The organism is Bacillus cereus group sp. MYBK101-2, assembly GCF_051918845.1.
Lineage (GTDB): Bacteria > Bacillota > Bacilli > Bacillales > Bacillaceae_G > Bacillus_A > Bacillus_A paranthracis.
Window position 1 is genome coordinate 99,420 of sequence record NZ_JBQAIE010000012.1, and the last position, 21,700, is coordinate 121,119.

Below are 21,700 nucleotides of genomic sequence, written 5' to 3' on the forward strand. Positions count from 1 at the left end.
TAAGACTCCCGCCTTAAAGTTAAGTGGGAGATTAACTGCCTGTAAATGCCCGATTGGTGGGGGCTAATAATCAGTAGGGAAGAACACCCCACTGATTAAAGTTTCACTTTATGTAGATGTAGGAGGATTTTTGTATGTCCGATTCGAAATTTCTGCGCGGAACGCTTATTGTTACGTTAGGGACATTTTTAGTGAAGTTCTTAGGCATGATTTACGTCTTTCCGTTTCATGCATTAGTAGGGACAGAAGGCGGAACGCTCTATACATATGGATACATTCCATATACGATTTTTTTAAGTATTGCAACGGCAGGGGTGCCGCTTGCTGTTTCAAAATTCGTTTCCAAATATAATGCGCTTGGCGATTATAAAACGAGCCGGAGAATGTTCCGCTCGGGAATGGTTATGATGATAGTAACAGGAGTTCTTTCATTCCTAGTACTGTACATGACGGCGCCGTTGTTTGCAGAAGCAATGCTCGGTAAACAAAGTGTACACAGTAATATAGGAGAAGTTACGACGATTATTCGTCTTGTAAGTTTTGCGCTTATTGTTGTGCCGGCAGCGAGTTTAATTCGTGGTTATTTCCAAGGTCACCAATCGATGGGACCAACTACTGTTTCGCAAATTATTGAACAAATTATTCGTATCGTCTTTTTATTAGCGGGTAGTTTTATCGTTATTAAAGTACTTGGCGGTACAGTTGCAACAGCGGTAGGGGTAGCGACATTTGCTGCATTCGTTTCAGCAGTTGGAGCGCTCGGTGTACTCATTTGGTACTGGCTAAAACGTAAAAAACATTTAGATCAATATTTAATTGAACAAACTGTACCAGAGTCGACAGTGAGTACGGTTCAATTATTTAAAGAATTATTTGCATATGCGATTCCTTACGTTGTAATTGGGTTAACAATTCCTTTATATCAACAAATTGATACATTGACATTTAACTCAATTATGCAAGCGATTGGCCAAGGTGATATTGCAGAGCGAGCGCTCGGTATTTTCACAATGTGGACGCATAAATTAATTATGATTCCTGTATCACTTGCGACAGCGTTTAGTTTAACGCTCGTACCAGCGATTACAAAATCATTTACTGAAAAGCAATACCGTTATTTAAAGTTACAAATTACACAAACATTCCAGGCAAATATGTTCTTAACATTGCCAGCAGTTGTCGGTATTTCATCACTTGCCTATCCGATTTATACTGCATTTTACGATTCAGATCCATTAGGTGGACAAGTATTAATGTGGTATGCACCGGTTGCGTTGTTATTTGCTTTATTTACAGTAACAGCGGCAATTCTGCAAGGTATTAACCAACAAAAGCATGCGATTATCGCACTTATAATGGGTGTTATTTTGAAATTTGTATGTAACGTAATTTTTATTCGTTACTTCGGTACAGTAGGGGCAATTCTAGCAACAGCTGTTGGTTTCTTAGCTTCTGTTTGGTACACAAATCAACAAATTAAAAAATACGCACACTATTCATTCGGTGTTGTATATAAGAGAACGTTCCAAATTGCAGTATTAACATTTGTAATGGTTGTGGTCGTAAAACTATCACAATGGATTCTATCCTTCATGATTTCGCCGGATGGCCGAGTTGGCGCTCTTATTACAGTTGCGATTTGTGCAGGTCTTGGCGGTCTCGTTTACGGATTGTTAGCGATTCGCACAGGAGTACTTGAAAGAGTATTTGGCGGAGAAGCGTTAGAGAAGATCCAACGTAAACTTGGCAATAGATTCAAAATAAAGTTGAAATCAAAAGGGGCGTAATTACGTCCCCTTTTCTATGATAAATAAAGAAGGTGAAAAACGTGAGATTAGATAAATTATTAGCAAATATGGGATATGGAAGTAGAAAAGAAGTAAAGAAATTATTGAAAGACGGCGTTGTGAAAATTGATGGAATATCGGTGAAAGATGCAAAGGTTCATGTAAATGTAGAGGAACAAGAAGTTATGATTCACGGTGAAGTTGTGGAATATAAAGAGTTTGTTTACTTAATGATGCATAAACCACAAGGCGTTATTTCAGCGACAGAAGATGATAATCATGAAACGGTAATAGATTTATTAGAGTTAGAGGATGCGATTTTTAATCCGTTCCCAGTTGGAAGACTTGATATTGATACAGAAGGTTTCTTATTAATAACAAATGACGGGAAGTTATCACATCAATTGTTATCTCCGAAAAAGCATGTGCCGAAAAAATATTATGCACACGTTGCAGGAGTAGTAACAGAAGAGGATGTAAAAGAGTTTGCTAAAGGTGTTATTTTAGATGATGGCTATGAGACAAAGCCAGGTGCACTTACAATATTAAAAAGCGATGATATTTCTGAAATCGAGCTTGTCATTACAGAAGGAAAGTTCCATCAAGTAAAGCGTATGTTTGAAGCGGTAGGGAAAAAAGTAGTCTACTTAAAGAGAATAGAGATGGGACCGTTAGTGTTAGATGAAGAGCTAGAACTTGGACAATACCGTGAGCTAACAGATGAAGAAGTAGAGATGTTAAAAACATATCAAGTAGATACTGAGAAATAGTGCTATTTTTAGGCGCAGAAAAGACCCCTTTCTAATGAGTTAGAAAGGGGTATGTATTTATTTACATACAATTATTTTTCGTTATGAGGTCATTCTCACTTTCTTTCCTGTTGTTGTCCACTTACCGCGGCAAGGGCTATACACGAGTTCATTAAACTGCAACACATTTAGATCACGTTGTATCGTTCGCGGTGTGATCCCGAACTCATCTACAAGGTCTTTCGTCGTTACCGTTCCGTTTTCATTGATGTACATATAAATTGATTTAATGCGTGTTAGCATACGAGTAGTTGTAGGTTTCAAGAGAAAACCACTCCTCTACTAGTTTTTTTGACCCCATTCAGGAAAGAAGGTCGTTACTACCATTGTACTCTACATGATAAAATTCATGCTTTAATCTACTTAAATTTTACAGAAATTTAACAAATATTCATATAGAAAAATATTGGTAGTTGACATTGTATATATGGTCAGTCAACTAACACATAAAATTCTACGTAAAACGCCAAATTCCTGCAAATTTTTTTAGAAAAATAAAAGAAAAACTAATAAGAAATATCTGAAATATTACAATTGTTCGGTATTTGGTTTTCGTGTATGGCATAAGAGATTTCGGTTTGTTATGATGAAAGAAACAATATAGTGAAGGATGGATGCGTGATGTCAGCAATTAATTGGACAGAAGAAGTTGCAAAACGAAAAGATGATTTAATTCGTGATACACAACAATTTTTACAAATTAAAAGTGTATGGGAAGAAGAGTCGGCAAAAGAGGGCGCACCGTTCGGTGAAGGTGTAGAAAAAGCTTTATCTTTCATGTTACATAAAGGAGAAACGGAAGGTTTTACTTCTAAAAATTTAGAAGGGTATGCAGGTCATCTTGAAATGGGACAAGGAGAAGAATTAGTAGGTATTCTTTGTCACGTTGACGTTGTACCAGAAGGAGATGGTTGGACGACTCCTGCATATAGTGCAGATATTCGCGATGGAAAGATTTTTGCACGTGGTGCAATTGACGATAAAGGCCCAACGATGGCAGCTTATTATGCGATGAAGATTGTGAAAGAATTAGGTTTACCTCTTTCAAAACGCGTTCGCATGATTTTAGGAACAGATGAGGAAAGTAATTGGAAATGTGTAGATCATTACTTTAAAAACGAAGAAATGCCAACAATCGGTTTTGCGCCAGACGCGGACTTTCCAATTATTAATGCAGAAAAAGGAATTTCTGATATACAAGTTGTGCAAAATGGTAGTGGAGAGAAGAAAGGTACATATGAACTTGTTTCATTTGAGTCAGGTCGCCGTTTAAATATGGTTCCTGATTTTGCAGAAGCGGTTGTTACAGGAGAAGATGTAAATGCACTTACAGTAGCATATGAAGAGTATTTACAAACTGCTAAAAAAATAGGTGAAGCAATTGTAGAAGGTAATACAGTAACGTTGCAAATTAAAGGAATTTCAGCTCACGGATCTACTCCTGAAAAAGGAGAAAATGCAGGTTTATTACTGGCAAACTTCTTAACGAAAGTTGCTCTTGATGGAAAAGGGGCTTCGTTTGCGACATTTGTAGCAGCAACATTTATTGGTGATATTTATGGTAAAAAGGCTACTATCGCTTATAAAGATGAGGTTAGTGGTCCGTTAACAGTGAATGTTGGTCGCCTTTCTTATACGAAAGAAAATGGTGGCAATTTAGGATTAAACGTACGTTACCCAGTTACGACTAACTTTGAAGAAATGATTGCAAAGTTAAAAGAATATGTGGGGACTCATGGATTTGAAGTAGCTGATTATTCAAACTCTCGTCCGCATCACGTTGATAAAGACCACGTATTAATTCGTACGTTGCAGCGCGTATATGAAGAACAAACAGGTGAAAAAGCAGAACTATTAGCAATTGGCGGTGGTACTTACGCTCGTTCGTTAAAAGCTGGTGTTGCATTTGGCCCATTGTTCCCTGGAAAAGAAGAACTTGCACATCAAAAAGATGAGTATATTGAAATTGAAGACTTATTAAAAGCAACAGCAATTTACGCGCAAGCAATTTATGAATTAGCGAAGTAATGGATATATAAATAATAAAAGACCGTCCCGATACATTCTTTGGGACGGTTTTCTATTATGTGTCGTTTGTTGGTAAGCAGATGTTCCTTGTCGAAATGTCGATATCATTTCATCTATTAACGCGACCTGAACTTGGTTAGACTTGTAGGGAAGTTGGATTCTTTTTAATGGAATGAGATAAGAAAGAAAAGCAACAATAGAAAGAAGGAGAAGATGTACATGGAACTGCATTATTTTGTCGCGATTACGTTACCAAATCATATAAAAGAAGTGCTATCTAACTATAGAGAGGAAATGCAGGAGGAATTACCATTTCGTTCGTGGGTACATAAAGAAGACTATCATATTACCCTTTCATTTTTAGGGAGTGCGACAGAGGAACAATTAGAAGGAATACAGAATGGATTACAAATACTTAAAGAAACAAAGGAACTCTCGTTTACGTTACAAGGATTTTCAACGTTCGGTATGGAAGATAGGCCACGTATTTTTTGGGCGAAGGTAAGCGAGAATCAAGCTTTGTTTCAAGTGCAAAAGCAAGTACACGCTATTTGTGAAGGGAATGGATTTTCTTTAGAAACGCGCCCGTATCATCCGCATATTACTGTTGCCCGTAAATGGGTAGGAGAAGAAAAGTTTGATTTAGAGCATATAAAGGAAGTGCCTGAAATATCATTTCAAGCGGATACGATTACTTTATACGAATCTCACGTAAAGGAGACACCGAAATATAAAGCAATTGCTGAAATAAAATTACAAAAATAGAATGTATGAAAACGTTTTTTATACAGGTGAATATACTATAAAGAACAATGTGTTACTGTATAGGGCTTCGCTGATAAGAAAAGCCTTATCATTTGCAGCTCGTTTCATTTTAACTTTAAGAATGATGGTGATTTTTTTATGTTGAAAGTAAAACGTCCATTTGATGCCTATTTAGATGAAATGAATAAAATTACAATTTTGCTCCCACATGCGTATGGAACAAGTCGGACATTTCGTTTGCAAGAAGGAAGTAACGTGAAAGATTTACCGATTGCTCATACAATTGCGCTTCCGGATGCAACGAAGTATGAGTGCTTTATAGAAGAGCCGCTAGATGTGGGGAAGTATTATACAGTACGAGATGAACGGAATGAAGAAACAGATTTACAAATAGGTGCTGTCATAAGAACAGCGATTTTCGATGAGAAGTATTATTACGAAGGTACAGATTTAGGGGCAGTACACCAAAAGGAAGCAACTACATTTAAAGTATGGGCTCCAACTGCGAGGCTTGCGAAAGTAAGAATTTATAAAAGTGATAAAGAATATACAGATTACGAAATGTACAGAGAAGAAAATGGAGTTTGGGCTCATACATTGCACGGCGATTTAGCCGGTGAAAAGTATACATTTCTTGTTTGTATAAATTTAATATGGAACGAAGCTGTGGATCCTTATGCAAAATCAGTGACTGTAAATGGGAAGTACGGCGTTGTTATTGATTTGGAAAAGACGAATGTAACAAAGCTAGGGCAATTACCACCTTTACAAGCAATGACAGATGCCATATTGTATGAACTGCATATTCGTGATGCTACTATTCATCCAGGCAGTGGAGTGAGTAAAAAAGGAACATATAAGGGACTAATGGAAGAAGGAACGACAGGGCGAAATGGGACGTTAACAGGTTTGTCTCATATAAAGGATTTAGGTGTTACACATGTTGAACTATTACCCTTATATTGTTTCGGTGGTGTAGATGAGGCGAATCCTTCTTCTGCCTATAATTGGGGGTACAATCCATTATATTACAATGCACCAACGGGATTTTATGCTACAAATCCTTCTGACCCGTATAACAGGATCGTAGAGTGTAAACGGCTGATTGAAACATTTCATGAGCACGGCATTAGAGTGATTATAGATGTTGTATATAATCATGTGTATGAAAGAGAGCTCTCATCATTTGAAAAGCTTGTCCCAGGATATTATTTTCGTCATGGTGAAAATGGTATGCCTTCTAATGGGACGGGAGTCGGAAATGACATAGCATCTGAACGGAAAATGATGAGGAAATTCATTGTAGAGTCTATTTTATATTGGCTTACAGAGTACAATGTTGATGGATTTCGGTTCGACTTAATGGGAATTTTAGATGTTGATACAATAAATATAATAGAAAAAGAAGTGCGAAACATAAAGCGAGATGCACTGCTATTAGGAGAAGGGTGGGATTTACAAACACCACTTCCTCTAGAGGAAAAAGCAACGTTAAATAATGCAAAGAAAATGCCGCATATTGCGCAATTTAATGATCAATTTCGTGATGGGATAAAAGGGAGTACCTTTCATATAAATAAACGTGGTTTTGCATTTGGTGGGTATGTAGACTGTAATCATTTGCAGTATATTGCATCAGGAAGCCTTTTGAGTATGAAAGAAACAGGTTTGTTTCTAGAGCCTGTGCAAAGCATTAACTATGTAGAATGTCATGACAATATGACGATGTGGGATAAACTAATGCGCAGTAATGAAGAGTCGGAAGAGATTTTGAAAAAACGGCACCTGCTAGCAACTGCAATGGTGATTCTGTCGCAAGGCATCCCTTTCTTACATGCTGGGCAAGAGTTTTATCGTACGAAGCAAGGAAATGAAAATAGTTATAATGCAAATGATGAAATTAATCAATTAGATTGGGATCGAAAAGAGAAAGAAATAGAGACCGTTAACTATATAAAAGGTTTAATTGCGATTCGTAAAGAGCACGGAGCATTCCGGTTACAAAATGCAGACCTTATAAAAAAGTATATGACTTTTTTGCAAACATCTCCAGAAGTACTTGCATATCATTTAGAAAATGTAGAGTCGTTTGGACAGTGGAAAGAAATTGTCGTTTTATTTAATAGCAGTTTAGAAGAGAAAACGGTGCAACTGCCGAAAGAAGAAACGTGGCATGTGTTAGTAAACGAAAAGCAAGCTAAAATAGAGCCAATTTCTTCATTTAGAGGAAAGGAACTTAGGCTCGCTCCGATTAGCACGTATATATTGACGATAATGTGACAAATCGCTACTTGACGATGAGAATGTAATAAATGTAGAATTGACAAAGGTGACGATTTTGATAAGTTGTCATTCTATGGCTGGTTTTGTAAAATAAAATAGAGAATTTTTGGCTTATGCCAAGTTTTCTTTTCATTTACAGTAAAATATATATGAATCCACAACATGTGTAGAAATGTTGCGGTTTTTCTTTTCATAACTATAAAAGATAAGGATTTGTTAACGGGTAATGAATATGGAATGGTTGGAACAATTATTAGGAAAAGAGTGGAGTCTTGTACCGGCTGGTGGAGTAACGGGCGATGCATATATTGCGCAAAACGGACAACAGAAGTTATTTTTAAAGCGGAATACATCGCCCTTTTTAGCGGTATTGTCAGCAGAAGGAATTGTTCCAAAATTACTTTGGACAAGAAGGGTAACGAACGGTGATGTAATTTCTGCTCAAAAATGGCTTCCGGGACAGAAGTTAGAGCCAGAGGATATGAAACTAGAACGTGTTGCGAAACTTTTGAAGAAAATACACTCATCTAAAGCACTTGTGCAGATGATTCAGAGACTTGGGAAGCAGCCGCTTCACGCACAAGAGTTATTACAACAACTGCAACTTGTTTTAAGAGGAGATATAAGGGATGAGGAAACAATTCAGCAAGGTCTTCAATATTTAATGGATTCATTAAAAGATATTGAATACAACGAATTCGTTGTATGCCATTGTGATGTAAACCATAACAATTGGCTATTGTCGGATGAAGATGAGTTGTTTTTAATTGATTGGGATGGAGCTGTAATTGCTGACCCAGCTCTAGACCTCGGTATGTTATTATATTGGTACATTCCGCGCCAAGAATGGAGTGAGTGGCTCGGTTACTATGATATTGAAATGGATGAATCGCTGCTTAAACGTATGAGATGGTATGTGATAGCACAAACGATTTTGTCTATTCAATGGCATACAACAAAAAAACAGCAAGCAGAAGCTGAATATTGGCATCAATATTTACAGCAACTACTTGCTTCAGAGTAATACTTAAGAAAAATTGTCCATTCCAGCAATCCACTGAGTAAGTTGTTCTTGATTATTGGAAATGTGGTTGTCCAAATTAGAGGAAGATTTACCCGATTGACTATAAGAATATACATCGTTTAGCATTGCTTTAGCGTCACTACTTATATTATCGTTTGCGAGTAACGATTGAATGAGACGCTCTAATTGCTCGCATTCAGAAACTGTCCCGCAACAATCACTTTGGTGATTGACTAAAATATCTTTCAGCACTTCTAATTGATGTTGTTGATTAATTGGCATGAACGGATCATCCTTTCGATTGTTTTTCTCTTCTTAGAAAAGTAAGAGAAAAAGCTGTTTCGTCATGGAATGTTTAATGCTGTATGTAGTTTTTATCAAAATGGTACATCTTATACTTGAAAGAAACGGACCGAGTGCTCGTACGTACTTGGTTTTTTGTTTGGTAGATTGATTAAAAACAGAAAGAAGGAATTATTCCTTTAAAATAGCTATGTAAAGAGAGGGAAACATCTATGCGTTTAAGACATAAACCATATGCAATGGATCGAATTAATGAGTATTCACATATCGTAATCGGAAACCCAGAGGAGCGCGCTGGTAACTGGAAAGAAGTATTTGGAAATGAGCAACCCATTCACATCGAAGTAGGTACAGGTCGTGGCCGCTTTATGTATGATATGGCAAAAGCGAATCCTCATATTAATTATATTGGAATTGAAAAATTCACAAGTGTTGTTGTAGATGCACTTGATAAATTAATTGAAGAAGAATTACCGAACTTAAAGTTAATTAATAAAGATGCTGAAGATTTAACAGTTTTCTTTGCAAAAGGTGAGATTGATCGCGTGTATTTAAACTTCTCAGATCCATGGCCAAAGAAACGTCATACGAAGCGTCGTTTAACGTACAAAACGTTTTTACGCAATTATGAAGAAGTGTTAGTAGAAGGCGGAGAAATTCATTTCAAAACAGATAACCAAGGTTTATTTGAATATTCTCTTATGAGTATGGCTGAGTATGGTATGTTACTAACTTACTTAAGCTTAGATCTTCATAACAGCGACTTTGAAGGTAACATTATGACTGAGTACGAAGAGAAATTCTCTAGTAAAGGTCATCGCATTTACCGAGTAGAAGCAAAATATCGTACAGAGCCTATGCAGTAATGCATAGGTTTTTTGTATCTAAAATAATCAGAATTTTATGTTAGTATTGTAAGGAAAGGGGGAGGAAAAATGGAACAGTTACAAATTGGAGATATAAAAGTGACGTGGCTAAAAGGGGGGAACACACATTTAGATGGAGGGGCAATGTTTGGCGTTGTGCCGAAAGTACTTTGGTCACGTAAATATAAACATAATGATACAAATCATATTTATTTACGAACAGATCCGTTACTTTTGCAAACGAAAGACGGTAATATGCTCATTGATTCTGGAATAGGAAACGGTAAATTGAATGAAAAGATGAAGCGGAATCAAGGTGTAACGGAAGAGTCGTCAGTTGAGAATTCTTTAGAAAAGCTGGGACTAAAGCCTGAAGATATTCATTACGTTTTAATGACGCACCTTCACTTTGATCATGCATCTGGTTTAACGAAATGGGAAGGTGATCAACTTGTACCAACTTTTCCAAATGCGAAAGTTTACGTAAGTGAAACAGAGTGGAATGAAATGAGAAATCCAAATATTAGATCCCGTAATACATATTGGAAGGAAAATTGGGAGCCGATTGTAGATCAAGTTGTTACGTTTCAACAAGAAATAGAAATTACGGATGAAATAAAAATGGCGCATACGGGCGGCCATAGTGACGGACACGCAGTGATCGCTTTAGAAAGCAAAGGGGAAACGATGCTGCATTTAGCAGACCTATTGCCGACGCACGCCCATCAAAATGTATTATGGGTCATGGCTTATGATGATTATCCGATGACATCGATTGAAAATAAGCAAAAGTGGATGAAGTATGGAGCTGAAAAGGATGCTTGGTTTACATTTTATCATGACGCATATTACCGTGCAGTAAAGTGGAATGAGGAAGGGCATATCGTAGAAAAGATAGAGAGAAAAACGAGTATAGAAGCATAAAAAGAGCAGGTTGTTCCAGAATATTTGCTGGAGCGACCTCTTTTTTATTGTCGGCTTTTGTCGGTAAGTCGATATAATTGGGAGATCGCTGATATAAACCGAGTTGCGCCGATAAATTTAGAAAATCGCTGATATAAACCGAGTTGCGCCGATAAATTTAGAAAATCGCTGATATAAATTGAGTTGCGCCGATAAATTTAGAAAATCGCTGATATAAACCGAGTTGCGCCGATATAATTTCAAACACTACCCATAATTAAAAAATAAGAGGTTCACCTAATGGGAACCCTCCTGTTTATGCTGCTATAACCTCTAAAACAGTACCTGTTTTAGCATCAACTAAAAATTCAAATCGTTCTTGTATATCATTTAACATCGTTGTAAGACCGCCGCGATACACTTCATACGCGACATCATATTTTTCAAATGTCTCTGGAACCATATGTACCCAAGAGCCAGTAATTTCACCTTTATGACTTAATGCTTGTTTCACCATTTTCAATGCTTTTTCTGAAGAAATATGGGATTGTTCTTGTACTTTGTTTGCAACGAAATAACCAGCTGCGAACCCAACGCCAAGACCTGCTACTAAACCTTTCCAGCTCATATATTCACCTCAATTCTATAAAATAAAAATAGTGTACCGATAATAATTATAAAGCAAATACAGCTAAAAAAGAAGAAACTAGAAACATTTCGAAAATTTCGTTACAATAAAAGAGGTATTCTACTAAGGTTTGAAAGAAGGGGACTTCGTGAATAAAGAGACATTACAATTATTTCGTACGTTAACAGAATTACAGGGTGCATCAGGTTTTGAACATGATGTACGCCGTTTTATGAAGCAAGAATTAAGCAAATATGCAGATGAAATTGTACAAGACGGTTTAGGTAGCGTATTTGGGCTGAAAAAAGGGGACGAAACTGGCCCGCGTGTTCTTGTAGCAGGTCATATGGATGAAGTAGGTTTCATGATTACGCAAATTACGAAAAACGGAATGCTTCGTTTTCAACCGTTAGGCGGCTGGTGGAGCCAAGTACTATTAGCTCAGCGCGTACAAGTGATGACGAAGAATGGCCCTGTTATTGGGGTTGTTGGTTCTATTCCTCCTCATTTATTAAGTGACGCGCAACGTGCAAAACCGATGGATATAAAAAATATGTTAATTGATATAGGCGCAGATAGCTATGAAGATGCGATTGAGATTGGTGTAAAACCAGGACAACAAATCGTGCCAATCTGCCCGTTTACGCCGATGGCAAACGAAAAGAAAATTATGGCGAAAGCTTGGGACAACCGTTATGGATGTGGCCTTGCAATCGAATTACTAAAAGAATTAAAAGACGAAACATTACCAAACACATTGTACTCTGGTGCGACTGTACAAGAAGAAGTTGGTCTTCGCGGTGCGCAAACTGCTGCAAATATGATCCAACCAGATATTTTCTATGCGCTTGATGCAAGTCCAGCAAACGATGCATCTGGTGATAAAACACAGTTCGGTCAATTAGGAAAAGGTGCTCTTCTTCGTATTTATGACCGTACGATGGTAACGCATAGAGGAATGCGCGAATTCATTTTAGATACAGCAGAAACAAACAACATTCCGTACCAATACTTTATTTCACAAGGCGGTACAGATGCGGGACGTGTACATACAAGTAACTCAGGTATCCCATCAGCAGTAATTGGTGTTTGCGCACGTTACATTCATACACATGCTTCTATTTTACATGTTGATGACTATGCGGCAGCGAAAGAGCTAATTACGAAGCTTGTAAGAGCAACGGATAAAACGACGTTAGAGACAATTAAGAATAACGCGTAGAGAAGAAGGGCTGAAGAGCCTTTCTTTTTTTAGATTGAATAGATGACCCATCCATGAATGGTAGCGGTCAGTGCTTAATGGGTGCTCGAATGGTGTATTAAGAGCGCGGGTAGGAAGCGAGAGGAAGACTATTTTTGTGTTCGAGGTCTGTAATTGAGGGAAGCCACCTTTCTTTTTGGATTGAATAGATGCCCGGCGATGTGCGGGAGCGATCGGCAATGTTGTGAGAAAACCATTCTTTTTTTAGATTGAATAGATGCTCGAGCCATGTATGGTAGCGGTCAGTGCTTAATTGATTCTCGTACGGGGATTAAAACCTCGGGTAGGAAGTGAGAGTAAGGTTGTTTTTGGGTTCGAGGTCCGCAATGTTGTGAGAAAAACTCTTCTTTTTTAGAGTGAAGAGACAAACAAGCGATGTGTGGTGGCCGTGCTCCCGTGTATAAAGAACAATTTGATTAAGGGAAAATGATAAATTTTTATAGAGGTGAATGAAATGAAAGTAGTAGTTGGATCTAAGAATAAAACGAAGGTTGGAGCTGTGGAGAAGGTTTGGAAAGGTGCTACAATTACATCTCTTTCTGTTCCTTCAGGAGTAGCAGCACAACCGTTTTCAGATGAAGAGACGATGCAAGGAGCGATCAATAGAGCGAAGCGAGCGCTAGAGGAAGGGGAAGCTCAAATTGGCATTGGACTAGAAGGCGGCGTAATGAAAACAGAGCACGGTTTATTTATGTGTAATTGGGGCGCGCTAGCAACAAGTGATGGTAAAATATTCGTTGCTGGCGGGGCACGTATTACGTTACCAGATGATTTTTTAGCACCTCTTGAAGGTGGTAAGGAGTTAAGTGAAGTGATGGAAGAGTTTGTACAGAGAAAAGATATTCGTAGTCATGAAGGTGCTATCGGTATTTTTACGGATGATTATGTGGACCGTACGGAATTATTTGTACACGTTGTTAAGTTACTTGTTGGGCAATATAAGTATGATGAAAAGCAAGCATAAACCTTGCACCGTGCGCGATGTATGGTAGTATAAAAGAAAGATTATAACATGAAAAATGTACTCGTTAGAGGAGGAAATATAGATGAAATCATTAGAAAGCATGGAGCAATTCCAAGAGTTAAAAAATGAAGAGAATGTAGTCTTTATGTTCTCAGCAGAATGGTGTCCAGACTGCCGCTTCGTAGATCCATTTATGCCAGAAGTAGAAGAGAAATATAGTGATTTCTCATTTTACTATGTAGATCGTGATGAGTTTATTGATCTATGCGTAAAATTAGACGTATTTGGCATTCCGAGCTTTGTAGCGTACAATAAAGGTGAAGAAACAGGTCGCTATGTAAACAAAGATCGTAAAACACAAGAACAAATCGAAGAGTTCATTGAAGGTTTAAAATAAGGCAATTTGCCAATTGAATTGTAAAACAACCTCTACCTTCGCGGGGGAGGTTATTTTTTTGGAAGGGAGGAAAAAGAGATGAAGATGACAAGTAAAAAGATGAAAGACGAGTTAATGAAGAGATTATCTCGCCCGGAATGGGACTTTCAGTATGATAGTGAGAAAGAAGTTCTACGTATAGAACAGAAAGACTCAAAAAAAGGTATTAACGTATCGCTTCCAGGAGTTGTAGCAAAATGGGAAGTGAATAAAGAAAAGGCGATTGAAGAGGTTGCCTACTACGTACAAGAAGCGTTAATTGCGATGCATAAGGAAGAAAATAGCGCGGCGAAAATTTTACCTGTTATTCGCTCTACTTCTTTCCCGAAACAAGCAGAAGAAGGAAATCCGTTTATTATGACGGATCATACGGCGGAAACACGTATTTACTATGCGCTAGATTCGAATAAAACATATCGTCTCATTGACGAGCGTTTATTACAAAAATTAGGGCTTACAGAGCAACAAGTACGTGAAATGGCATTATTCAACGCTCGCTCATTAGGTTATGAATTTAAACAAGACACAGTAGCAGGTAATACATTCTACTTTTTAAACACAAATGATGGGTATGATGCCACTCGTATTTTAAACGAATCGTTACTACAATCGATGCGTGAAAAGATTTCTGGTGACATGGTTGTTGCTGTTCCTCACCAAGATGTATTAATTATTGCTGATATCGTCAACGAAATCGGTTATGATATTATTGCACAAATGACAATGAAATTTTTTGCCGAAGGGCATGTTCCGATTACATCACTTTCATTCGTATATGAAGATGGGGACTTTGAACCAATCTTTATTTTAGCGAAGAATCGGAAGAAGACAGATGGAAAAGAGAAAGGATGAACGAAGTGAACGTTTTTTACAACCTTGAAGGAATTGGTGACACTTTAATTGTTGCCTTACAAGATATTACTTTAGAGAACCGTACTTTTGATCGCAAAGGAGATGTTGCACGCGTATATGACCGTGAAAGCAACGAAACAGCAGGATTCAACATCTTTAATGCATCTTCTTACTTAGAAGTAAAAGAAACAGGTAACCTTACGTTAACGAAAGAACTTGTAGAAAAAATCAACGAAATTTTAGCGAAGAACGGCTTTGAAGAAACAGTAGAAGCAGATCTTTCTCCGAAATTTGTTGTAGGCTATGTAGCTGAAAAAGAGAAACATCCAAATGCCGATAAGCTAAACATCTGTAAAGTAGAAATCGGTACAGAAACATTACAAATTGTATGTGGCGCACCAAACGTTGATGCAGGACAAAAAGTTGTCGTTGCAAAAATCGGCGCTGTAATGCCAAGCGGTATGTTAATCAAGCCAGCTGAGCTTCGCGGAGTTCCTTCTGCTGGAATGATTTGTTCAGCACGTGAATTAGAGCTTCCAGATGCTCCACAAGAAAAAGGTATTCTTGTATTAGAAGATAGCTTTGAAGTTGGACAAGAGTTTAAATTTTAATTGATATAAGAAAAGAGAGGGTGTCCTTTTGGACAACCTCTCTTTTCGTTTTTTGTCAGTAAGTCGATATCCTGTGTCGAACCGTTGATATATTGCGAGTTGTAATAGATATATTCAGGAAATCATTCATATTCATAAGGATGTCACCTTTTTTCTTAAAATCTATATTGTGTTTTATAAACAAAATAGTTAAAATTTAGAAAAATAGAAGGGGATAGACGTATGAAACAACAACCAAAAATCGCAGAACTTCTGAAACGAATTGAAACTTCAAAACAGCAAGATATCGAGTTAGGTACTTATGAGATATATTTGTTTATTCAAAATGAATTAGAAAAAGGACAAATTGGTTATCGATATGATAAACATCAAAATTCATTAATAAGTGAAGAACACGGAAAATGGAAAGATGAATGGATTGTTATTGGGTATGAAACAGATATGGGAGACCCAGTTTTCGTGAATATCGATGATGATGCGTATCCAGTGTATACGGCAGAGCGTGGTACAGAATTGTGGCAACCCGTTCATATTGGAAATATAGATGAGATTATAAAACAATTATAAAAAACTTTGAGACCGGTGCAAAGTGTAACGGATAGTGTAGATGAATATCGGAAGAGTAAAGCTTAAACGCAGTCTTACATGTAAGGCTGCGTTTTTCTATATGAAAACACTCGTAAATTAGAATATTATGGATAAATATGACATGCTTAATTTTACCTGCACTTTTTGCCGAATGCTGATACAATAAAGGATGTTACTATTTAGTAGAAAGAGTGGTAAGCATGTTAGATTGGATGAAAAAGCTGTTTAACAAAGAGGAAGAACAAACAGCGATGAATAAAGAAGTACCAAAGCAAGTTGAAAGTCAGCCGAAAATTCCTCGTGTAAACCACTACACCGAAGCAAGAGAAGCACAAATGGCAAGTAGGAATGCAGGTAAATGCCGTTTTCCATTAGTACCGGATAATGGGTTCGATGAAGAGGATGTTATAGAAACAGGGCGTTTTGAAGAACAACCTGTTCAAGCTGTAACATATAAAGAGTCGCCTATTCAAAGAGGAATCAAAGTGGAAAGAAGCAGACGACAGTATGTGGAGAAGGTAGTTTCTACATATGAAGAGCCGGAAATGCAATATGAACCGGAGCGAGAACCTGTCGTAAAGAAAGCATCTACACCAGCGCAAGAAAGTAACCGTAGACCATTTCGTCCAACAGAAATGATTTCGCCAATTTACGGATATAATCGTCCTTCAGTAGAGAAAAAGGAAGAAAAGCAGGAGGAAGTAAAGGAAAGAGAAGACCTTGAAATATCTGTAGAGGGCAAATCAGTCGTTGATGCATGGTTAGAGAAAAAAGGATATACATTATCTGATTTCTCAGAAGGACAAGCACCGACTTCTTCTAGTCATAGAGCTGCTAACGAGCAAGGAGAGCAACAATATGAAGAGAGTAAAAAGGAAGAAAAGTCAGTTGTTGATCAATGGCTAGAGAAAAACGGTTATGAAATCGAACGCCAAGAGCCTATAGTGGAAGAAAAAGAAGTGGTTCAAGAAATGAGTGCACCGCAGGAAGTTCCAGCGGCTGAATTACTTCATGAAACAATTGCTGAGCGCATGGAAGGTGCGAAGCAAGAAAGTGATGTAGTGGACAAAAACATTCTACAAGAGGAATTAGTAGATTCTAAAGTAGAGCACGAGGATACAATATTATCAGAAGAAATTAAACGTAGTACAGAAATAGAACAACCTACTATTGAAGTAGAAAAACAAGCACCAGAAGAATCAGTGATTGTCAAAGCAGAAGAAAAGCTTGAAGAAACAATCATTGTGGAAATACCAGAAGAATTTGAAGAGGTAGACGTAATTACAGAAACAGAAGAATCAGAAGAAGTGGAAGTAATTACAGAAACAGAAGAATCAGAAGAAGTGGAAGTAATTGCGGAAGCAGAAGAGTCAGAAGAAGTGGAAGTAATTGCAGAAGCAGAAGAGTCAGAAGAAGTGGAAGTAATTGCGGAAACAGAAGCGCCAGAAGAAGTGGAAGTAATTGCAGAAGCAGAAGAGTCAGAAGAAGTGGAAGTAATTGCAGAAGCAGAAGAAGTCGAAGAAGTAGAAGTAATTGCGGAAGCAGAAGAAGTAGAAGTAATTGCAGAAACAGAAGAGTCAGAAGAAGTGGAAGTAATTGCGGAAACAAAAGCACCAGAAGAAGCCGAGCCTGTAGCACTTGAGGAAATGCAACAAGAAATGGTGTTAAATAAAGCAATTGAACAAAAGAATGAATTCATACATGTTGCTGAGGCTGATGAACAAACGAAAAAAGATGTTCAAAGCTTTGCGGATGTTTTAATTGCAGAAGAACAACGAGTTGTAGAGGAAGCACCGGTCGTAGAAGAACAATCAGTTGTAGAAGAAGCACCGATTGCAGAAGAACAACCAGTTGCAGAAGAAACATCGGTCGTAGAAGAACAACCAGCTGCAGAAGAAGCACCGATTGCAGAAGAACAACCAGCTGCAGAAGAAGCACCGGTCGTAGAAGAACAGCCAGTTGCAGAAGAAGCACCGGTCGTAGAAGAACAACCAGTTGCAGAAGAAACATCGGTCGTAGAAGAACAACCAGCTGCAGAAGAAACACCGATTGTAGAAGAACAACCAGCTGCAGAAGAAGCACCGGTCGTAGAAGAACAGCCAGTTGCAGAAGAAGCACCAGTCGTAGAAGAACAAACAGTTGTACAAAAAGAAGAACCAAAACGTGAGAAAAAGCGTCACGTACCATTTAATGTTGTTATGTTGAAACAAGACAGAACGCGATTAATGGAAAGACATGCGGCTAGAACAAATGCAATGCAACCTTCTATGAGTGAACGAGTAGAGAATAAGTCTGTACATCAAGTAGAAGAACAACCACAAGTGGAAGAAAAACAAATGCAACAAGTAGTAGTGAAACCACAAGTGGAAGAGAAACAAATGCAGCAAGTAGTGGAGCCACAATTGGAAGAAAAGCCAATGCAACAAATAGTAGTGGAACCACAAGTGGAAGAGAAACAAATGCAGCAAGTAGTGGAGCCACAAGTGGAAGAAAAACCAGTGCAGCAAGTAGTGGAACCACAAGTGGAAGAAAAGCCAATGCAGCAAGTAGTGGTAGAACCACAAGTGGAAGAAAAACCAGTGCAGCAAGTAGTGGTAGAACCGCAAGTGGAAGAAAAGCCAATGCAGCAAGTAGTGGTAGAACCGCAAGTGGAAGAAAAACCAGTGCAGCAAGTAGTAGAGCCACAAGTGGAAGAAGTGCAGCCAGTACAACAAGTAGTGGCAGAGCAAGTACAAAAGCCAATTTCAAGTACGGAAGTAGAAGAGAAAGCATATGTTGTAAATCAAAGAGAGAATGATGTGCGAAATGTATTGCAAACGCCACCGACGTATACGATTCCATCATTAACATTACTATCGATTCCGCAGCAAGCAGCGTTAGATAATACGGAATGGTTGGAAGAACAGAAAGAATTATTAGATACAACGTTTAATAATTTCCACGTTGGCGCACATGTTATTAATGTATCGCAAGGTCCAGCAGTAACTCGTTTTGAAGTACAACCAGATCCAGGTGTAAAAGTAAATAAAATTACAAACTTAAGTGATGATATTAAGCTAAGTTTAGCGGCGAAAGATATTCGTATTGAAGCGCCGATTCCAGGGAAGAGTGCGATTGGAATCGAAGTTCCCAATAAAGAAAGTAAGCCAGTATTTCTTCGTGAAATTTTAAGAAGTCCTGTGTTTACAAAGAGTGAATCACCGCTTACGGTTGCGCTTGGACTTGATATTTCAGGTGATCCAATTGTAACGGATATTCGAAAAATGCCACACGGACTTATTGCGGGTGCAACAGGTTCAGGTAAAAGTGTGTGTATTAACGCCATTTTAACAAGTATTTTATATAAAGCGAAACCACATGAAGTGAAGTTAATGTTAATCGATCCGAAGATGGTTGAGCTTGCACCATACAATTCTGTTCCACATCTTGTAGCACCTGTTATTACGGATGTAAAAGCAGCGACAGCTGCATTAAAATGGGCAGTTGAAGAAATGGAGCGCCGTTATGAATTATTTGCGCACGCAGGAGCTCGTGATTTAACTCGTTACAATACGATTGTAAGTGAGCGAGAAATTCCGGGAGAGACATTACCTTATATCGTTATTGTCATTGACGAGCTAGCCGATTTAATGATGGTAGCACCTGGTGATGTTGAGGAAGCGATTTGTCGTATTGCGCAAAAAGCACGTGCTTGTGGTATTCATTTATTAGTAGCGACGCAGCGTCCATCTGTAGATGTTATTACAGGTTTAATTAAGTCAAACATTCCAACGCGTATTGCGTTTACTGTATCATCTCAAGTTGATTCGCGTACGATTATTGATATTGGGGGCGCGGAGAAATTACTTGGCCGTGGTGATATGTTATTCTTAGGGAACGGTACGTCTAAGCCAGTTCGTGTACAAGGTGTATATGTATCGGATGATGAGATTGAAAAGACAGTTGATCATGTGAAAAAGCAAATGAAGCCGAATTACTTATTTAAGCAAGAGGATTTATTAGCGAAAACAGAACAGGCTGAGTCGGAAGATGAATTGTTCTTTGAAGCATGTCAATTTGTTGTAGAACAAGGGGGAGCGTCCACATCTTCTGTACAGCGAAAATTCCGCATCGGTTATAATCGCGCGGCACGTCTCATTGAAGAGATGGAATCGCAAGGGATTATTTCTGAAGCAAGAGGAACGAAGCCAAGAGATGTCCTTATTTCTGAGGATGAATTTGCTGCTATGCAGGAAACAAATGTATAGTAAACGGTTTTGCTGTATACTAAGAGAAAATGTTGGATAGTAAAGTAGGGAGTAAAGCGACATGAAAGAAATTGAATTAAAATTAAAAGGTGAAATAAATAGACTAACAAATAAAACATTTAAATTTGACGAACGTGTTGGAGAAGGTTGGTTCTCTGCCGTTTACTTTTTAAAGACTAGAGAAATCATTCAAGAATTTCGCCCGAAAAGTGTTGTAACGATGCAATTTTTCCAAAAGGAAAATGCAGTTCTTTGCGGAACAGATGAAGTCATTGCATTGCTACAAACATTCGCTAAAAATCCTGAGGAACTTGAGATTAACTCTTTAAAAGATGGCGATAAAATTAGTCCATTTGAAACAGTGTTAACAATTCATGGTCCTTATGAAAATTTCGGATTTTTAGAAGGTGTTATTGATGGGATTTTAGCTCGTCGTACATCGGTTGCGACAAACGTATATAACGTTGTCCAAGCTGCACGTAGCGTAGATAAAGAAAAACCAGTTATTTTCATGGGAGACCGTGATGATCATTATACACAACAAGCTGGTGACGGTTATGCAGCATACATCGGTGGTATGAGCGCACAAGCGACGCATGCGATGAATGAATGGTGGGGCAAAAGTGGTATGGGGACGATGCCTCACGCATTAATTCAAATGTTTAATGGTGATGTTGTGGAAGCGGCAAAAGCATATCATAAGAAATTCCCAGAAGATGAATTAGTTGTATTAATTGATTACAACAATGATGTCATTACAGATGCACTTCGCGTAGCACGTGAATTTGGATCAACATTAAAAGGTGTACGTGTAGATACGTCTCGCACGATGATTGATCAATACTTCATTCGCCACCCAGAAGTACTTGGAACATTTGATCCACGTGGTGTAAACCCATCGCTTGTATTCGCACTTCGTAAAGCACTTGATGAAGAAGGATTCCAGCATGTAGACATCGTTGTAACTGGTGGATTTGATGAGAAACGTATTCGTGAATTTGAAGCTCAAAACGTACCTGTTGATATATACGGAGTAGGAAGTAGCTTATTAAAAATGAATATTGGCTTTACTGGTGATAACGTAGAATTAAATGGAAAACCGGAAGCGAAAGCTGGTCGTAAATATCGTCCAAACCCACGTCTAGAACGTGTTCAATTAGAAAAAAGAGAAGATATGTAAGAGAGAGAAAAACTGATAGGTGATTGACCCTATCAGTTTTTCTGTTATCATAGTATAGCGGCTTCTTTTTTGCTATAATGGATTTGTTATGGACATAAAAAAGAAGTACGTACGAGTTTATCCTGATAAGTGAAGGGAAGAATAACTTCACTACATCAAAAATGT

The 21,700-nt window shown here is 38.0% G+C and carries 19 protein-coding genes; 16 read left to right on the plus strand and 3 right to left on the minus strand.

Annotation, left to right across the window (positions count from 1 at the left end; translation table 11 throughout):
* Positions 1-134 precede the first annotated feature (134 nt).
* Positions 135-1,787, plus strand: a complete 1,653-nt coding sequence (locus ACTFSI_RS20945) for a putative polysaccharide biosynthesis protein (protein WP_001284047.1) — start codon at positions 135-137, stop codon at positions 1,785-1,787.
* Positions 1,788-1,828: 41 nt separating this feature from the next.
* A complete protein-coding gene (locus ACTFSI_RS20950; RefSeq protein ID WP_001234933.1) occupies positions 1,829-2,557 on the plus strand; it encodes a pseudouridine synthase in 729 nt (242 codons plus the stop codon).
* Between the two features lie 81 nt (positions 2,558-2,638).
* Here ACTFSI_RS20950 and ACTFSI_RS20955 read toward each other — a convergent pair whose 3' ends face one another.
* Positions 2,639-2,860, minus strand: coding sequence for a DeoR family transcriptional regulator (locus tag ACTFSI_RS20955; protein WP_000805512.1), 222 nt, complete (start codon positions 2,858-2,860; stop codon positions 2,639-2,641).
* Positions 2,861-3,217: 357 nt separating this feature from the next.
* Here ACTFSI_RS20955 and pepV point away from each other — a divergent pair, with 357 nt between their 5' ends.
* The 4 genes from pepV (at position 3,218) to ACTFSI_RS20975 (ending at position 8,696) form a co-directional block, all read left to right on the plus strand.
* Complete coding sequence (gene pepV / locus ACTFSI_RS20960; protein ID WP_044790886.1) at positions 3,218-4,624, plus strand: dipeptidase PepV; 1,407 nt, start codon at positions 3,218-3,220, stop codon at positions 4,622-4,624.
* Positions 4,625-4,843: 219 nt separating this feature from the next.
* Entirely contained in the window at positions 4,844-5,389 is a 546-nt protein-coding gene (thpR, locus tag ACTFSI_RS20965; protein ID WP_044790885.1) for an RNA 2',3'-cyclic phosphodiesterase, read from the plus strand.
* Positions 5,390-5,527: 138 nt separating this feature from the next.
* Positions 5,528-7,669, plus strand: coding sequence for a type I pullulanase (gene pulA, locus ACTFSI_RS20970; protein ID WP_167495096.1), 2,142 nt, complete (start codon positions 5,528-5,530; stop codon positions 7,667-7,669).
* 229 nt (positions 7,670-7,898) lie between these two features.
* Entirely contained in the window at positions 7,899-8,696 is a 798-nt protein-coding gene (locus ACTFSI_RS20975) for a phosphotransferase family protein (RefSeq protein ID WP_001055736.1), read from the plus strand.
* Positions 8,697-8,699: 3 nt separating this feature from the next.
* Here ACTFSI_RS20975 and ACTFSI_RS20980 read toward each other — a convergent pair whose 3' ends face one another.
* Positions 8,700-8,978, minus strand: coding sequence for a YtzH-like family protein (locus ACTFSI_RS20980; RefSeq protein ID WP_001122234.1), 279 nt, complete (start codon positions 8,976-8,978; stop codon positions 8,700-8,702).
* Between the two features lie 233 nt (positions 8,979-9,211).
* Between ACTFSI_RS20980 and trmB the strand changes: the two genes are divergently transcribed.
* Positions 9,212-9,865 carry a tRNA (guanosine(46)-N7)-methyltransferase TrmB gene (gene trmB, locus ACTFSI_RS20985; RefSeq protein WP_001239380.1) on the plus strand — a complete coding sequence of 218 codons (654 nt, stop codon included), beginning with the start codon at positions 9,212-9,214 and terminating at the stop codon, positions 9,863-9,865.
* 69 nt (positions 9,866-9,934) lie between these two features.
* Positions 9,935-10,789, plus strand: coding sequence for a YtnP family quorum-quenching lactonase (locus ACTFSI_RS20990; protein ID WP_044790883.1), 855 nt, complete (start codon positions 9,935-9,937; stop codon positions 10,787-10,789).
* Between the two features lie 295 nt (positions 10,790-11,084).
* Here the strand turns inward: ACTFSI_RS20990 and ACTFSI_RS20995 are convergent, their stop codons facing one another.
* On the minus strand, positions 11,085-11,396 hold the full coding sequence (locus ACTFSI_RS20995) for a PepSY domain-containing protein (RefSeq protein WP_000118540.1): 312 nt from the start codon (positions 11,394-11,396) through the stop codon (positions 11,085-11,087).
* A 148-nt stretch (positions 11,397-11,544) separates the two neighbouring features.
* Between ACTFSI_RS20995 and ACTFSI_RS21000 the strand changes: the two genes are divergently transcribed.
* The 8 genes from ACTFSI_RS21000 (at position 11,545) to ACTFSI_RS21035 (ending at position 21,535) form a co-directional block, all read left to right on the plus strand.
* Positions 11,545-12,618, plus strand: coding sequence for a M42 family metallopeptidase (locus tag ACTFSI_RS21000; protein WP_001031503.1), 1,074 nt, complete (start codon positions 11,545-11,547; stop codon positions 12,616-12,618).
* Between the two features lie 493 nt (positions 12,619-13,111).
* Complete coding sequence (locus tag ACTFSI_RS21005) at positions 13,112-13,621, plus strand: DUF84 family protein (RefSeq protein ID WP_139896361.1); 510 nt, start codon at positions 13,112-13,114, stop codon at positions 13,619-13,621.
* Between the two features lie 82 nt (positions 13,622-13,703).
* Entirely contained in the window at positions 13,704-14,018 is a 315-nt protein-coding gene (locus tag ACTFSI_RS21010) for a thioredoxin family protein (RefSeq protein WP_000838192.1), read from the plus strand.
* 78 nt (positions 14,019-14,096) lie between these two features.
* Positions 14,097-14,909, plus strand: a complete 813-nt coding sequence (locus ACTFSI_RS21015; protein WP_000784613.1) for a DUF1444 domain-containing protein — start codon at positions 14,097-14,099, stop codon at positions 14,907-14,909.
* Complete coding sequence (gene ytpR, locus ACTFSI_RS21020; protein ID WP_001006759.1) at positions 14,906-15,520, plus strand: YtpR family tRNA-binding protein; 615 nt, start codon at positions 14,906-14,908, stop codon at positions 15,518-15,520. The genes ACTFSI_RS21015 and ytpR overlap by 4 nt, the downstream gene beginning before the upstream one ends.
* Positions 15,521-15,742: 222 nt before the next feature.
* Complete coding sequence (locus tag ACTFSI_RS21025) at positions 15,743-16,087, plus strand: thiamine transporter (RefSeq protein ID WP_440045614.1); 345 nt, start codon at positions 15,743-15,745, stop codon at positions 16,085-16,087.
* Positions 16,088-16,308: 221 nt separating this feature from the next.
* Positions 16,309-20,355, plus strand: a complete 4,047-nt coding sequence (locus ACTFSI_RS21030; protein WP_440045615.1) for a DNA translocase FtsK — start codon at positions 16,309-16,311, stop codon at positions 20,353-20,355.
* A 61-nt stretch (positions 20,356-20,416) separates the two neighbouring features.
* Positions 20,417-21,535 (plus strand): nicotinate phosphoribosyltransferase, encoded by a 1,119-nt coding sequence (locus ACTFSI_RS21035; protein WP_000658375.1) that lies wholly within the window; start codon positions 20,417-20,419, stop codon positions 21,533-21,535.
* Positions 21,536-21,700: the final 165 nt, after the last annotated feature.

What these genes read in the sequence shown, in the direction of transcription:
- ACTFSI_RS21005 (WP_139896361.1), top strand. Translation starts at nt 13,112, where the DNA reads ATGAAAGTAGTAGTTGGATCTAAGAATAAAACGAAGGTTGGAGCTGTG.
- ACTFSI_RS21030 (WP_440045615.1), top strand. Translation starts at nt 16,309, where the DNA reads ATGTTAGATTGGATGAAAAAGCTGTTTAACAAAGAGGAAGAACAAACA.
- ACTFSI_RS20995 (WP_000118540.1), bottom strand. Translation starts at nt 11,396, where the DNA reads ATGAGCTGGAAAGGTTTAGTAGCAGGTCTTGGCGTTGGGTTCGCAGCT.
- ACTFSI_RS21025 (WP_440045614.1), top strand. Translation starts at nt 15,743, where the DNA reads ATGAAACAACAACCAAAAATCGCAGAACTTCTGAAACGAATTGAAACT.
- thpR (WP_044790885.1), top strand. Translation starts at nt 4,844, where the DNA reads ATGGAACTGCATTATTTTGTCGCGATTACGTTACCAAATCATATAAAA.
- pepV (WP_044790886.1), top strand. Translation starts at nt 3,218, where the DNA reads ATGTCAGCAATTAATTGGACAGAAGAAGTTGCAAAACGAAAAGATGAT.
- ACTFSI_RS21015 (WP_000784613.1), top strand. Translation starts at nt 14,097, where the DNA reads ATGAAGATGACAAGTAAAAAGATGAAAGACGAGTTAATGAAGAGATTA.
- ACTFSI_RS20990 (WP_044790883.1), top strand. Translation starts at nt 9,935, where the DNA reads ATGGAACAGTTACAAATTGGAGATATAAAAGTGACGTGGCTAAAAGGG.
- pulA (WP_167495096.1), top strand. Translation starts at nt 5,528, where the DNA reads ATGTTGAAAGTAAAACGTCCATTTGATGCCTATTTAGATGAAATGAAT.
- ACTFSI_RS20945 (WP_001284047.1), top strand. Translation starts at nt 135, where the DNA reads ATGTCCGATTCGAAATTTCTGCGCGGAACGCTTATTGTTACGTTAGGG.
- ACTFSI_RS21010 (WP_000838192.1), top strand. Translation starts at nt 13,704, where the DNA reads ATGAAATCATTAGAAAGCATGGAGCAATTCCAAGAGTTAAAAAATGAA.
- trmB (WP_001239380.1), top strand. Translation starts at nt 9,212, where the DNA reads ATGCGTTTAAGACATAAACCATATGCAATGGATCGAATTAATGAGTAT.
- ACTFSI_RS21035 (WP_000658375.1), top strand. Translation starts at nt 20,417, where the DNA reads ATGAAAGAAATTGAATTAAAATTAAAAGGTGAAATAAATAGACTAACA.
- ACTFSI_RS20980 (WP_001122234.1), bottom strand. Translation starts at nt 8,978, where the DNA reads ATGCCAATTAATCAACAACATCAATTAGAAGTGCTGAAAGATATTTTA.
- ACTFSI_RS20975 (WP_001055736.1), top strand. Translation starts at nt 7,899, where the DNA reads ATGAATATGGAATGGTTGGAACAATTATTAGGAAAAGAGTGGAGTCTT.
- ytpR (WP_001006759.1), top strand. Translation starts at nt 14,906, where the DNA reads ATGAACGAAGTGAACGTTTTTTACAACCTTGAAGGAATTGGTGACACT.